The sequence below is a fragment of the Johannesbaptistia floridana genome (assembly GCF_057440575.1).
On record NZ_JALKVM010000393.1, the window covers coordinates 13,454 to 26,759 of the forward strand.

The following is a 13,306-nucleotide window of genomic DNA, read 5'->3' on the forward strand; positions in this document are numbered from 1 at the left end:
AAAAATAGCCAAAAAAATACATCAATTATAAGATGCGATCGCCTGGTAGCTCCACACTCGCAGTACGCTTATTCTCTTACTCAGTAAGGATTTGAAAAGGTGGAACTGGAAAGGCACTCTAACTAATCTCCCCCTACAACGACATCGCGGATACGTAAACTTGGGCCACCACAACCAACGGCTAAACCACTTTGTCCGCCTTTGCCACAGCCACCAGATTCATCCCAGTAGAAATCATCGCCAATAGCTTCAATATTTGCAAGGGTTTTAAACACGTTACCAGAGAGAGTAACATCTTTAACTGGTTCTGATATTTTACCATTGCGAATCATCCAAGCTTCTCCAGCGGTAAAAGTAAACATCTCCCCATTAGTCATGCCTCCTAACCAGTTGCGGGCATAGATACCCGTTTTAATATCGCTAAATAAATCAGCTACAGGAGTTTTACCTCTTTCAATCCAAGTATTAGTCATGCGCACAATGGGAGTATAGTAATAGTTGAGGCACCGAGCGTTACCTGTGGCTTTTTCTCCCAATTTTCCCGCAGTCTCCCGAGAGTGTAAACGTCCTACTAAATGACCATCCGCAATTAATTGGGTAGTAGTAGCAGGGGTGCCTTCATCGTCGTAATAGTAGCTCCCGCGATGTCCTGGTGGTGCTGCTCCATCAAAAATCTGCAATTCTTCAGGACCAAATTTTCTCCCTATGGTCATTACTTCGAGTAAATCAGGATTTTCTGAAAGCATATCTGCTTCCGAGAGATGTCCAAAGGCTTCATGTACAAATAACCCGGTAAGAATGGGGTCAATAACTACTGTGTAGGTATCTCCTTTGACGGTGGGATAATCTAGGGCATCTACTGCTCTTTGGGCAGCGCTGGTTACTTGAGTATCTAAATTAGTTAAATCTTCGTAACCACGACGAGATCCAGTGGTTTCTCGTCCGGTTTGTAGTTTATCTCCTTTTCTAGCAGTGGCGGCAAAACGCATTTCTAAATCTGACCAAGTTTGTTCTATCAAAGTGCCTTCGGAGGTGGCAATTATTACTGATTGATTGATATCGCCGTAACGTACAGAGGTTGTTGTTATACTTGGAGAATAAGATCTCAGGATCTCGTTATAGTGTTTACAGAGTTCTTTTTTTTCTCCTAGGGGAACACGGCTGGGGTCTTTTCCAGTTAAAATATTTTCACAGGTAGTTATGACTGGTTCTACTGGCGCTAGGATAGTTTCTTCATCACCCACCATTTTGGCTGCGGCTATAGCATTTTCTATTTGTTGAGATAGATGGGAAAGTTGATTGAAACAAGCAAAGCCCCAACCACCACGATGACAGGCTCTTACTTGTCCCCCAATGGCGATCGCCTCACTAATTGTTTCTATTTGATCATTTCTCCACACTAAATTAGTGCTTTGTGAATTTTCAAGGCGAATACTTAAAAAGTCTACTTGATTGCGGTAGTTTTTTATTAGTTCGCTAACTCTATTTTTTATTTCTAATAATTGCCTATTCATTGTTTAACTATCAATTAAATTTATTCTTAATTATAGCAATTATTATTACTGAAATCGTATTAATGTTAATATTTTTGTATAATTACTTAAAATGCTGTAATGTCAATTAGGGTTTCAGTCACTAAAAATAGAAATAGATTAAAATCTAGATATCGTAGAATTTAAAGGAAATAATAGACGCCAAGAGAGCGTTACTTGGTTAGATGTGATAAAATGGTATAACAGGGAAAAAACATACACGAAGAAAATATAAATAAAATGTATCGGGAAATAAGGAATAATTTAGACAAAAAAATACAATATTATACAAAATTAGAATATACTAATAGAGCAAATATTAGAATAAATTAGAATTAGGGAAGAAAATAAAATGATTGAAAAGATAATATAAATGGCTAAAATTTTCAACTCAAACTTAATGTTATTTTGTTAATTTAAAAGGTTTATTATGTCACAAAAAACTATTGATTCAAAAAACTTAACCATTGAAAAAATTTTTGAGGATTTTTATATAATTCCTAACTATCAAAGAGAGTACGTCTGGACAGACAAACAAGTTTTAGAATTATTAAATGATGTTCATTATGAGTTTTATAGTTCTGATGAATATTTTCTTGGAAGTATAGTAGTATGTATGCCTGATGAAGATAGTGATAATATTTATGAAGTTATTGATGGACAACAAAGATTAACAACTTTATATATATATTTTTGCGTTATAAAAAATTATATATTAAAATTAGCAAATAATGAACAAGTTGCAGGTATTAATAAATTGATTCTATCTGTTTATACTAATGCACAAGGACAAGATGTTTCAAAACATCGAGTTATTCCTCAATATCCAGATAGTGGCGATCTATTAGAAAAGTTTGCAAGAGGCAATATAAATTTTGAAGACTTACAAAATGACGAGCAAAATAGAACCGAATCTTTTAATAATCTAATTTGTTGTTATTTAACTATTAAAAATTTTATTGAAGAGAAGTTTGACAAAAATGAAAGTGAAATAAGAAAATTTTACGCACATTTTATAAAAAAGGTAAAGATAGTAAGAGTCGAAACAAGTGATATAAATCATGCTTTAAGAGTATTTGAGACTATTAATAATAGAGGAATAGGGTTAGATTCAATGGATTTATTAAAGAATCTTTTGTTTAAACAAGTTAACAACAAAGAAGAATTTAAATATATAAGTGAAAGATGGAAAGATGTCAAAAATCAATTGGATAAAGTTAATGAAAAACCTATGACTTTTCTTCGATATTTTATTTTATCTCAATACGATGTAGAACGTGATGCGGTGCAAAGCAAGGAATATCAATGGCTATTAGAGAATAATAATATTTGTAAATATCAAGAACATCCGACTCAATTCATCGAAAAACTGCTTAAAGTTGCTAAACTATATAGTTCTTTACTTCAACAAAAAAATAGTGATGGTAGAGATAATCAGTATCTAGCAAATATTAAATATATTATCCCTAATGCTAAACAACATATATTAGTTTTATTAGCTGCTAATAATTATTCAAAAAAAGCATTTGACAGACTATGTTTTGAATTAGAAAATTTGTTTTTTATCTATAGCTTTTTGAATAAAAAAATAAATGAATTAGAAAGAGTTTTTATTACTTGGACTAATGATATTTTAAAGCTTTCCGAGAATTCTACGAATCAAGAGGAAAGTTTTGAAAAGTTTGTGAATGATAATATAGATTTTATTTTAGATGATTTAAAATCCGAATTTAAAGATAAATTTATGGAAATAAATCAGCTTAATTTTAACTCTAGAAGAAATGATAAAAAGCCAAAACAACCAGCCATAAAAAAAACTAAATATATACTAGCTAAATTGTATCAGTATATTCAGCTTTCAGCCTATCCTGAAAATCAAGAATATCTTAATTTTACTAATTTTACTCAATCATCGATTGAAATAGAACATATTCTACCTCAAGATATAAATTCTCAAGCTGTAAAAGATTTTCAAGTTCTACCAGACAAAAATATTACTGACTATATCTATCAGTTTGGAAATCTGTGTCTCTTAGAAAAATCTCATAATGCGTCTAATCAAAATAAAAGTTTTGAAGAAAAAAAACCTGCATACAAGCAATCTAAATTTTTACTAACAAAATCACTTGTTGAAAAACCTCAAGTTGGAGAAAATACAGCCATTAATAGAATTGTTAAAAACCTTAACGATTTTAATGAATGGACTGCTGAATCAATTCAAAATAGGCAAAAAAATTTAGCTGAGTTAGCATTAAAAATTTGGTATGAAAATAAAAAAGAATTTTTTAATTTACTAATTAGTAATTATTCTTCAAATCAATCATAAATATTTTGATAACATAACTAAGCATTTATACTATTAAATTATTGAGATAAAATGTGAGTAAAATGATAAACTGGCAAGATATATGCAACAATCAGCAGTTAAAAGATTTACCCTTTAAAATCGAAATGAATAAATGGGGACAAATTGTAATGAGTCCAGCCAAAATCAAGCATTCTTTTTTTCAGGGAATAATTATTAAGATACTGAATAATTTAATAACTACAGGGTTAGCTTTTCCTGAATGCGCTATTCAAACATCAGATAATATTAAAGTGGCTGATGTTGTTTGGATTTCTCCACAAAGACTAACAATTATTGAAAATGAGATTACTGCTTCAATAGCGCCAGAGATTTGTATAGAAATTATCTCAGCTAGTAATAGTCTTGAAGAAATGGAACAGAAAAAAAGACTATATTTAGAAGCCCAAGCAATAGAAGTCTGGTTTTGTGATGAAGAAGGCTATATGAATTTTTCTAATCAACAAGGAAAATTAGAGCAATCCTTATTATTGCCTAAATTTCCTCAGAAAATAATTACCTAAAAATTGGGTCTTAGCTTTGATTTATTTTCTCTATTAACTGGTTAACTCGTTCTTTGATTTCATCCCTTACTTGTTTAAAAGTGTCCAAGGATTTTCCGTCAGGGTCTTCTAATTCCCAATCCTCAAAAAATTCTCTTAATACCCAATCTTCTGGTAAATTAACACCACAACCACAAAGAGAAATAACGGCATCATAATCTTCTGCCTTAAACTCACTAATAGGGTTAGAAGTTTGTCCGGTAATATCTATCCCAATTTCCTGCATTACTTCAATAGCCGTTGGATGGACTCGTGAAGCTTCTAACCCACAACTAGTGACCTCAATTTGGTTTTTGCCTAAGGTTTTAGCAAAACCTTCAGCCATTTGAGAACGACAAGAATTTCTTTTACAGACAAACATGACCTTTTTCATAGTTTTTCTCCTAAAACTAATAATTATTTAGATAATTTGAATTCTCTTTCTTTTCTCTCACTGTAACGGTCAGTGAGATAATCAACTTTGTCCCTTAAAAGTAATGTAAACTTATAAAGTTCTTCCATCACATCAATTACCCTATCTCGATAGGGAGAATCTTTCATCGTGCCATCTTCATTAAATTCTTGATAGGCTTTAGGTACTGAAGATTGATTAGGAATAGTAAACATCCGCATCCAACGCCCTAAAATTCTTAAAGTATTTACAGCATTGAAAGACTGAGAACCTCCACTAACCTGCATTACAGCGAGAGTTTTTCCCTGGGTGGGACGAATTGAGCCGATATTTAAAGGAATCCAGTCAATCTGATTCTTGAGAATACCAGTAACATTACCGTGCATTTCTGGTGATGACCAGACTTGTCCTTCTGACCATTGACTGAGTTCCCTTAATTCCTGAACTTTTGGATGAGTTTCTTCTACTTGACCGCGCAAAGGTAAATCATGAGGATGGAAAAATTTAATTTCTGCGCCAAAACCTTCCATAATTCTCCCCGCCTCTTCAGCAAGTAAGCGACTATAAGAACGTTCCCTCAATGAACCATATAAAAATAAAATTCTGGGTGGATGCTCAAAATTACTCATTGATGTTATTTCCTCAGTATCCATTTAACGAAAAGGACTTACACAACGTGGGTCTAACAAAGTAGCTTTTTCTGGGTCTCGGGGAAACCAAAAAGCAGTTTTCTTACATACTTCCACTAACATTAACATTACCGGAACTTCAATCAATACTCCCACTACCGTGGCTAAAGCTGCTCCAGAATTCAGCCCAAAAAGAATCACAGCCGTAGCTATAGCAACCTCGAAATGATTACTAGCACCAATCAAGGCCGCAGGGGCTGCATCTTCGTAAGTCAATTTAAGTTTTAAAGCCGCTACATAGGCAATAAAAAAGATAAAGTTGGTTTGAATAAACAAAGGAACTGCGATTAAGAGAATATGTAAAGGATTATTAACGATTAATTCCCCTTTAAAGGCAAATAGCAATACTAAAGTTACCAACAAAGCAACTATAGCAATAGGTCCTAAATAGTGAAGAAATTTACTTTCAAACCATTCTCTACCTTTGTGCTTAAATATCCAATAGCGACTATAAATGCCCGCAGCTAAGGGCAAGCCTACATAAATTAACACCGATAAAACAATGGTTTGCCAAGGTACTGTAAGATTATTCGCTGAAAGTAACCATTTACCCAAAGGTGCATAAAGAAACAGCATCGCTAAAGAGTTCACTGCTACCATAACTAGGGTATGACCTTGGTTACTATAGGATAAATAACCCCACATCAAAACCATAGCTGTACAAGGAGCAATTCCTAAAAGAATACATCCTGCTATATAAGAATTGGCTAAAGTTATTTCTGTGCCTCGAATAATCTCTGTGGAACTTAATAAATCTCGAAATAGCCACCCCAAAAAAAACTGAGCAAACGCCACCATGGTAAATGGTTTAATTAGCCAGTTAACTACAAGAGTTAAAATGACGGGTAATGGTGCTTTTGCTGCTTGTACTGCTTGAGAAAAGTCAATTTTGACCATGATGGGATACATCATGAAGAATAAACAAACAGCAATGGGAATAGAAACGTTATAAACACTCATACTATCTAGGCTTTGGGCTATTCCTGGAAATAGGCGACCTAGAAAAATCCCGACTAAAATACAACTAATTACCCAAATAGTTAGATATTTTTCAAAAAAGCTGAGATTACCTCCTGCTTTTACCGCTTTGGGATTAATGCGAGATTTAGAATTACTCATAAAAATTTTCCCCATTCAATTTTTTATTACTTTTAGTGGTATACAAGAAACCAGGTTATTCATATCAATTCAAGTTGATGTTATTTTGCTTGGCTCTACTATAAGCACTAAAAGTAAGCTCCCTGCAATCAGGAAAAATTCCTTAACTTTAAAAGACTTTCCTAGTTGCAGAATATTTTTAACACTTTTGGATTTAATTTAAATGATATCAACTTTGATTGATAAAAGCAAGTAAATTTTCCGCGCCAATTGAGGGTACGTTTTGACTCTTAACTTGCATCTTTTCATAATACTTTAGGCTGATGTATTAACGAATGGAGAATTCAGGTGACCTCCACTAACTTTGGGTAAACTCAGATCTTTCACCAGAACTTATGTACTAAATTAACCTCAGAAAAAGTTCATTTCTCTTTCGCCTAAGAAAAGTAGCAAAGGTCATCTATCGCCTCGGATTTAAAATCCGGGGCGATAGATGACCGCCCATACGCGGTCAACCAATTTTTAAGCGCGATCGCATTAATTCTCTTACTCATTACTCATTACTCATTACTCATTACTCATTACTCATTACTTCAAGATTCATCCACCACTAACTTTGGGTAAAGATGCGAGGGTCTGAGTTGTCACGCCGTCAGCAAATTTAGTCATCACAAAAACGAGTGGGCAAAACAGGACTAAAACGTCGATATTCTGATAAATATTGCTCTAAAGCGACAATTTGAGACATATTTAGACTATAGTAAGTCCATCGCCCCTTTTGGTAAGAAGTTAATAACCCTGCTTGTTTAAGAGTTTTAAGATGAAAAGATAACTTAGATTGTTTGACATCTAATTTTTCACATAATTCACAAACGCATAACTCTTGAGTTTTTAGCAGTTCAACAATCTGAAGTCGGATTGGTTCTGAGAGAGCACGAAAACCTGCTAGAACAGTTAAAAATTTTGAATCACTGGTAACTTGCATCAAATCTCCTTAATTTGAGTAGCTAAATCTAGTTTATCTGAAAGACGATCAACTTAAATTTTGCATCTTAAGCTGTTATAGTATGATAAAAATATGTATAATATAAAACAAAGCTACAAGTAAATCTTTTTTGCTACCCTTCTAGAGGTTTTTATTATGCCCAACTTATTCGATTATTCCGAAGGTCAGGTATGGTCTTACAAAACACGTCCTGGCGAAGAAAACTCCAAAGTGCTAATCAATAAAATTGAAACATACAAGGAATTGGGCAAGATATTCCACATTAGTGTCGAAGGAGTAGAAATTACAAATAGTAATATGGGGGATGCTATAATCAGTGAATTGCCACACTTTCCAGTTTCAGAAGAAACCCTCAACAACAGCGTTACTCAGCTTGTAGAAAACAGAGCACCAAATATTAACTATATTGAAGGATATAATATGTGGAAGGAGGCATTTAATGCTGGCGAGGCTGGTGTATTCACAATTTCTGTGTCTGAGATTGTGAACTATATCGAAGAAATAATCAATAAACAATGAATTCTAAAAATATAGTCACAGATAGTTATTCAATATTCAGTTAGAACTTGTTTAATTATTTTAGTAACTTCTGTGGCCATACGAGCATCTAAAGTGACTGTCTCTTGATCTAAATTTCGAGGGTTAAAAGCGATCGCACCCCTTAGAGTCATAGCGAGAGTAAGCAACTCAGGGGGTTCAGCTTTAGTTTTAAACTGTACTAAGGCCACATAAACAGCCTCGGTGCGATCGCGTATTTCTGTAACCCCATCTCCTTCTTTAGAAATAATCACTACAGAATCTAACTGATTTTCCATTCCTAAGGCTTGAATAGCTAAATCCGTTAAACGGGCAATATCTTTGCCCATAATTTTTACCAAACTAGCGACACTATCACGATTAATTCCCGGTATTTGTGAATCCTTATCTAAATAATTGTGCCAACCCAATAAAGAAATCAATCTAGTTAAATCATAGGCAGAAATATCGTTACAAGCCCAATTAGGTGGTTGAGTATCAGGAGAGAGGATGACTTTTTTAGTCTTTGGGTTATATAATTCTGGTTGTTCTATAAATGGCTTATCTCCATACCGGCCTCGAAAAACTAAATCATGATTTCCTGTGATTGATTTCAACCATTTTTCTAAAGTTATTTGGGGGACAAATCTTTTTAAGGTAGCGCCTATAGAATTAGAAGTAGCGATTTTTCCTTGATAAGTTATTAAATCTTCTGCTAATTCTAACAAAGAGACTTCCCTATTTTTTACTTTAAGATAACAGTTAGTAATATTTAGATCAGGGTATTTTAAATTAATTTGAGAACCTAAATAGACTAAAGGAATAAATTTAGTGGCACTCCAAAACTCTTGATTACGTAGTGCGTTTCTCCCCAACCATTTAGTAACCAATTTTCCCTCTCTAAAACTCCCAAAACAAACACAAGCTTCAGTAATATCTGGATGAAGAAAATCTAAGCCTGAAGCTTCGATTTTAGGTAACTTGCCTTGAGATGGATAGGGATGAAAACTAGAATCCGCCTTAATTTTAGAGATTAAATTCAAATTATCTGGTTTTTCAGTTAACAGACGAGGATAATCAGCAAGGGCTAAACTCAGAGGAGAATTTACCTGACCTTGATGCAAAAGTACTGGTTTATCTTGAACTCCAGAAGCAGCCAATTGCTGAAATTGATGATAAATCTTATTCTCATCAAAGTTAAATTTTTCAGGCACTGGATAGGAGATAGTCAGGGGAGAAGATTGAGGGAGACGTTGAGATTTAGGTAACAGTAAATAAGTAAGAATAGTGAATAAGAAGTAAAAAAAACTCCGTCTCGCAAAATTGTTAGGCCAATTCATCGGGAAACTGTTGCTTGACTCATCTCTCTAAAACGAATTTCATCATGTTGGGGGTCAACTCTACTAACTTGTAAGCTGAGGCGATCGCCTAATTTGACACTGCGTTCAAATCGGTGAGGTAATTCAACCCCAATATCTTCCAACATAACTAAGGCAAGATTTTCATCTTCTCTTAACCATCGCAACACCAATACTTGCCAAATAGTCTCTGATTGACGACGTAAATATTCTAAACACCAGTAGCGGTTAGTCTGTCTTTCTACACTATTCGCTTCCTTAATAGAGTCTATCACTGTGTAGAGAATTTCTTGCATTTTTTCTACACTAAAGGGAAGTTCATCTCCTCTCAAAGATGCTTTTAGCTGGAAATGAGCTAATAAATCCGTATAACGGCGAATTGGGGAAGTTACTTGAATATAAGTATCTAATCCTAAACTTGAATGACGTGCTGGATTAAGTCCCATTTCGCTTCGAGGCATACAACGGCGTAAAGCTGAATACCTTACTGGTCCTGCGGGTAGCACAATTAATTCTTCTTCAGGAGGAAGATCTGGTTGAGGTTGACTCCGAAAAGGTACAGGTAGGTTATGTTCTTTGCAGTAACGTCCTCCTACTTCTCCTGCGAGAATCATCATCTCTGCTACTAGCTGACGAGAGTCAGAGTTATCCAGTAAATCTATAGTCACTTCTTCATCTGCCGTTACTTTAATAGAAGATTCTGGCATCTGAATACTAATTGAACCTTGACTTGTGCGCCATTTTTGTCGTTTTTTTGCCTCTTGGTTGAGAATCATGATTTCTGGTTCTGCTTGAATATTGAGACCCAACATTTCTTCTACATCCTCGTAAGTAAGGCGATAGGTGGGCTTAATCAAGCTTGCGTGGATAGAATAGTCTACAACGGCACCATTTTCATCTAGAATTACTCCAAAACTCAGGGCAGGACATATTCTTCCTTGAATCAAACTCATAGGTCCCGTAGCCAACTCTGTGGGAAACATAGGAATCATCCCGGTGGGGAGATAGATTGTTGTGCTGCGGCGGCGTGCTTCTAAATCTAATTCATCTCCTGGAGAAATTAGGCGTGTAGGATCTGCTATATGAATCCAGAGACGATATTTTTCTCCACCATATTTTTCCTTGTCTATGTATTCTACACTCAGTCCATCATCTATTTCTTTAGTACTTTCATCATCTATTGTGTACACTTTCAGATGGGTCAAGTCTAAGCGATTTTGGTCTGGATCGGGGGGAGGAGAATCCATATATAATTGCGCCACTTCTAAAACCCTTTTTGGAAAACTAGTAGGACAAGAACTACGGCGCAAAAATAAATTTTCGTGTTTACTCCACCAACCGAGTTCTACTAATAGCTTAACAGCATTTTCTGAATTTGTCGGTTGTGAGAGTTCCGTGAGAATTTCTTGGGCATGGCGTGAGGGTAAGTCTGGATAGAGTGCATATTTTTCTAAGGTTTCTAGACGAGTGCGATCGCTTTGTGTCCACTCTACTGTTTTTCCTTGTAATGCTGCATTTATTTGGTTAATAAAGGTTGTTTTTGCTTCTTCTCTCTGCTTTTCTACTTCTAGTTGATGTTTTATTTCTTCTACTTGACTAACTGGACGAGGTTCGTATACATCGCCTTTTTTCTTAAAATAAATTTTATCTTCCGATAGTAGGCTATGGGCTGCGTAGCATAGATAGGGTGATTCTTCTGAAAATAGTAGTGAAGCCATTTCTTTTGGGGTTATGCTTTTCCCTTCTTCTACTAGTAATTCCCAGGCTAATTCTAAATTAGAAGCGTCTAAATATGGTTCTACTGTTTTTAAAAATTCGCTAATTTCCTCTGGTTTGTAGGGGCCTTCTGTGATTGTATATTCAATTCTTTGGGGACGTAGTTTGTGTCCGTGCCCATTTTGGTCGATTACTATCCAGTCTTTTTTTCCTTCTGGGCGATCTGCTACTGCTAAACAACGTTGTCCTTGCAGTCTAAATTCTATTAGAGTTCCCTTTTCCACCAGTTTTGCCTTTTTTTTGCTTAGTTTACTTCTTTATTTATTTTATCAAAGGAGTCTCTTAGTAGTAAACACAGGAAAAAATCACCGGGTAACTCCCGCTTTTTACTAGCGGGCGGGAGTTTTTTTAGCCTTCTGCATTAATAAATGGTAGTAATGCTAATAGTCTTGCTCTTTTTATCGCTCTAGTGAGGTCTCTTTGTTGTTTTGCTGTTAGACCTGTGATTCTTCTCGGTAATATTTTACCTCTTTCAGTAATAAATTTCCGTAGCAAATCAGTGTCTTTGTAGTCTATTGGGTCACTCGGTTTGATTGGGGATAGACGTTTACGAAAGTATGCCATATTTGTTTCTTGTTTTCAGTTTAACTAAAGGTTCTTTTATTTAATTTCTTTGTGTACTGTATGTTTGTTGCAGTGAGTACAAAATTTTTTCAGTTCTAATCTTCCGGTTGTGTTCCGTCGATTTTTCATAGTAGTATAACGAGACACACCTGGCGATCGCTTATTATTGTTACTCCGACACTCAGTGCATTCTAGAGTTATGATTAATCTTGCACCTTTTTTACTTGCCATCTTTTTTTACTTTAATTTTCTTTTACAGACAAACAATCATTATATCATACATATATTGATATTTTAATTAATAAAATAAAATGAAGCAATGGTTAAATAGAGCGATCGCTAATCCTTGGGTGAGAAGATATATTCTCATTGGATACGCATCAAAGGGCACTTTATACCTATTTATGGGTATCTTAGCTATTCAAGCCGCGATTGTTCCTCATCGTCAAGCCTCGGGCTCTTATCTTACACTCATGTTTCTAGAAGAGCAGCCTTTAGGAAATGTATTAGTTTTTTTATTAGCAGTTACCCTCACAGGATACGTATTCAGAAGATTAGTTCAGGCAATCTTAACCCCTACAGATGATTCTGGTTTCAAGAAGCTAAAAAGCATTTTTCAACGTCTTGGTTATATCATGAGTGCCCTCAGTTATGCAGGTATTGCCTATTCGGCAATGAATATTGTCTTTAAACTAGGAGAATATGATGACAGTATTGAAGATTTGGTTACTCAATTATTTGAACAACCTATAGGATCATGGCTGACTTTGCTGGGTGGAATCGTAGTTATTACTATCGGTATTGGTTATATTTATGGAGCTTATACTAGTTCTTATATTAGTGAGTTTGAATCTAGAGATATTGACCATCGCTTAGAAAAATGGGCGATCGCCGCCGGGAAAATCGGTATAGCGGCTAGAGGTATTGCTTTTGTTTTAACTGGTTTTTTTATTATTCAAGCTGCTATTTTACGCAATTCAGATTTAGCTGGTGGCTTACAAAATGCTTTGCGGATCTTAGCGACTAAACCCCTCGGTTGGCTATGGTTACAATTAATCGGTTTGGGTTTAATTTGTTATGGGTTATATATGTTCGTTGCCTCTATATATAGACGTTATGCAATTATTTAGTATACTTTACAAAAACACCAACTTGTGATTATGTGCTTTTTCAGATTTTGTTTAAGAAAATAATGTATAGTAATATACATTTTATCCACAACTTAAGTAATTTTACTTAAAACCCCTCTCCCTGCTCCCTGCTCCGGTGCTCCCTGCTATACAAGGGTTTGGTGAGTTCCTTATCAAGCATAGCCTTGATAAGGGGGGAAGGGGGGATCTGACTTTGGGGAGGTTTTTAACATTTCGGTGAAAAGGAGACTCCGGGAGGAACGAAGACAGGTCAACAATGTATTGTCATGAATTAAACGGACTTGATATTATCAGGAAATCCTGACATAATTTGGTGCG

The 13,306-nt window shown here is 35.0% G+C and carries 13 protein-coding genes; 4 read left to right on the top strand and 9 right to left on the bottom strand.

Going from position 1 to position 13,306, the window contains the following annotated elements; genetic code table 11:
• Positions 1–122: 122 nt before the first annotated feature.
• Positions 123–1,514 (bottom strand): TldD/PmbA family protein, encoded by a 1,392-nt coding sequence (locus MW688_RS22420; protein WP_486738238.1) that lies wholly within the window; start codon positions 1,512–1,514, stop codon positions 123–125.
• 448 nt (positions 1,515–1,962) lie between these two features.
• On the opposite strand from MW688_RS22420, the gene MW688_RS22425 reads away from it, so the two are divergent.
• Together MW688_RS22425 and MW688_RS22430 are read left to right on the top strand one after the other, a co-directional pair.
• On the top strand, positions 1,963–3,858 hold the full coding sequence (locus MW688_RS22425) for a DUF262 domain-containing protein (protein ID WP_486738239.1): 1,896 nt from the start codon (positions 1,963–1,965) through the stop codon (positions 3,856–3,858).
• 62 nt (positions 3,859–3,920) lie between these two features.
• Complete coding sequence (locus tag MW688_RS22430) at positions 3,921–4,400, top strand: Uma2 family endonuclease (RefSeq protein ID WP_486738240.1); 480 nt, start codon at positions 3,921–3,923, stop codon at positions 4,398–4,400.
• Positions 4,401–4,410: 10 nt separating this feature from the next.
• On the opposite strand, the gene arsC is transcribed toward MW688_RS22430, so the two are convergent.
• The 4 genes from arsC to MW688_RS22450 form a co-directional block, all read right to left on the bottom strand.
• Positions 4,411–4,812: an arsenate reductase, glutathione/glutaredoxin type gene (gene arsC, locus MW688_RS22435; RefSeq protein ID WP_486738241.1), complete on the bottom strand. Its 402-nt coding sequence runs from the start codon at positions 4,810–4,812 to the stop codon at positions 4,411–4,413.
• A gap of 23 nt (positions 4,813–4,835) precedes the next feature.
• A complete protein-coding gene (gene arsH / locus MW688_RS22440) occupies positions 4,836–5,483 on the bottom strand; it encodes an arsenical resistance protein ArsH (RefSeq protein ID WP_486738242.1) in 648 nt (215 codons plus the stop codon).
• Positions 5,484–6,638: an ACR3 family arsenite efflux transporter gene (arsB, locus tag MW688_RS22445; RefSeq protein WP_486738243.1), complete on the bottom strand. Its 1,155-nt coding sequence runs from the start codon at positions 6,636–6,638 to the stop codon at positions 5,484–5,486.
• Between the two features lie 640 nt (positions 6,639–7,278).
• Positions 7,279–7,602 carry an ArsR/SmtB family transcription factor gene (locus tag MW688_RS22450; protein WP_486738244.1) on the bottom strand — a complete coding sequence of 108 codons (324 nt, stop codon included), beginning with the start codon at positions 7,600–7,602 and terminating at the stop codon, positions 7,279–7,281.
• Between the two features lie 156 nt (positions 7,603–7,758).
• Between MW688_RS22450 and MW688_RS22455 the strand changes: the two genes are divergently transcribed.
• Positions 7,759–8,142 carry a hypothetical protein gene (locus tag MW688_RS22455; RefSeq protein WP_486738245.1) on the top strand — a complete coding sequence of 128 codons (384 nt, stop codon included), beginning with the start codon at positions 7,759–7,761 and terminating at the stop codon, positions 8,140–8,142.
• A gap of 29 nt (positions 8,143–8,171) precedes the next feature.
• Here the strand turns inward: MW688_RS22455 and MW688_RS22460 are convergent, their stop codons facing one another.
• The 4 genes from MW688_RS22460 to rpmG form a co-directional block, all read right to left on the bottom strand.
• Positions 8,172–9,479: a hypothetical protein gene (locus MW688_RS22460; RefSeq protein ID WP_486738246.1), complete on the bottom strand. Its 1,308-nt coding sequence runs from the start codon at positions 9,477–9,479 to the stop codon at positions 8,172–8,174.
• Complete coding sequence (locus tag MW688_RS22465; RefSeq protein ID WP_486738247.1) at positions 9,476–11,497, bottom strand: ribonuclease catalytic domain-containing protein; 2,022 nt, start codon at positions 11,495–11,497, stop codon at positions 9,476–9,478. Before MW688_RS22465 ends, MW688_RS22460 begins: the two co-directional genes overlap by 4 nt.
• A 124-nt stretch (positions 11,498–11,621) precedes the next feature.
• The gene (rpsR, locus tag MW688_RS22470; RefSeq protein WP_486738248.1) at positions 11,622–11,837 is read right to left on the bottom strand and encodes a 30S ribosomal protein S18; all 216 of its coding nucleotides are present in this window, start codon (positions 11,835–11,837) and stop codon (positions 11,622–11,624) included.
• Between the two features lie 36 nt (positions 11,838–11,873).
• Positions 11,874–12,068 (bottom strand): 50S ribosomal protein L33, encoded by a 195-nt coding sequence (rpmG, locus tag MW688_RS22475; protein ID WP_486738249.1) that lies wholly within the window; start codon positions 12,066–12,068, stop codon positions 11,874–11,876.
• An 80-nt stretch (positions 12,069–12,148) separates the two neighbouring features.
• Between rpmG and MW688_RS22480 the strand changes: the two genes are divergently transcribed.
• Positions 12,149–12,967, top strand: coding sequence for a DUF1206 domain-containing protein (locus MW688_RS22480; protein WP_486738250.1), 819 nt, complete (start codon positions 12,149–12,151; stop codon positions 12,965–12,967).
• Positions 12,968–13,306 lie beyond the last annotated feature (339 nt).

What these genes read in the sequence shown, in the direction of transcription:
- MW688_RS22460 (WP_486738246.1), bottom strand. Translation starts at nt 9,479, where the DNA reads ATGAATTGGCCTAACAATTTTGCGAGACGGAGTTTTTTTTACTTCTTA.
- arsB (WP_486738243.1), bottom strand. Translation starts at nt 6,638, where the DNA reads ATGAGTAATTCTAAATCTCGCATTAATCCCAAAGCGGTAAAAGCAGGA.
- rpmG (WP_486738249.1), bottom strand. Translation starts at nt 12,068, where the DNA reads ATGGCAAGTAAAAAAGGTGCAAGATTAATCATAACTCTAGAATGCACT.
- MW688_RS22450 (WP_486738244.1), bottom strand. Translation starts at nt 7,602, where the DNA reads ATGCAAGTTACCAGTGATTCAAAATTTTTAACTGTTCTAGCAGGTTTT.
- MW688_RS22420 (WP_486738238.1), bottom strand. Translation starts at nt 1,514, where the DNA reads ATGAATAGGCAATTATTAGAAATAAAAAATAGAGTTAGCGAACTAATA.
- arsH (WP_486738242.1), bottom strand. Translation starts at nt 5,483, where the DNA reads ATGGATACTGAGGAAATAACATCAATGAGTAATTTTGAGCATCCACCC.
- MW688_RS22430 (WP_486738240.1), top strand. Translation starts at nt 3,921, where the DNA reads ATGATAAACTGGCAAGATATATGCAACAATCAGCAGTTAAAAGATTTA.
- MW688_RS22480 (WP_486738250.1), top strand. Translation starts at nt 12,149, where the DNA reads ATGAAGCAATGGTTAAATAGAGCGATCGCTAATCCTTGGGTGAGAAGA.
- MW688_RS22455 (WP_486738245.1), top strand. Translation starts at nt 7,759, where the DNA reads ATGCCCAACTTATTCGATTATTCCGAAGGTCAGGTATGGTCTTACAAA.
- MW688_RS22425 (WP_486738239.1), top strand. Translation starts at nt 1,963, where the DNA reads ATGTCACAAAAAACTATTGATTCAAAAAACTTAACCATTGAAAAAATT.
- rpsR (WP_486738248.1), bottom strand. Translation starts at nt 11,837, where the DNA reads ATGGCATACTTTCGTAAACGTCTATCCCCAATCAAACCGAGTGACCCA.
- arsC (WP_486738241.1), bottom strand. Translation starts at nt 4,812, where the DNA reads ATGAAAAAGGTCATGTTTGTCTGTAAAAGAAATTCTTGTCGTTCTCAA.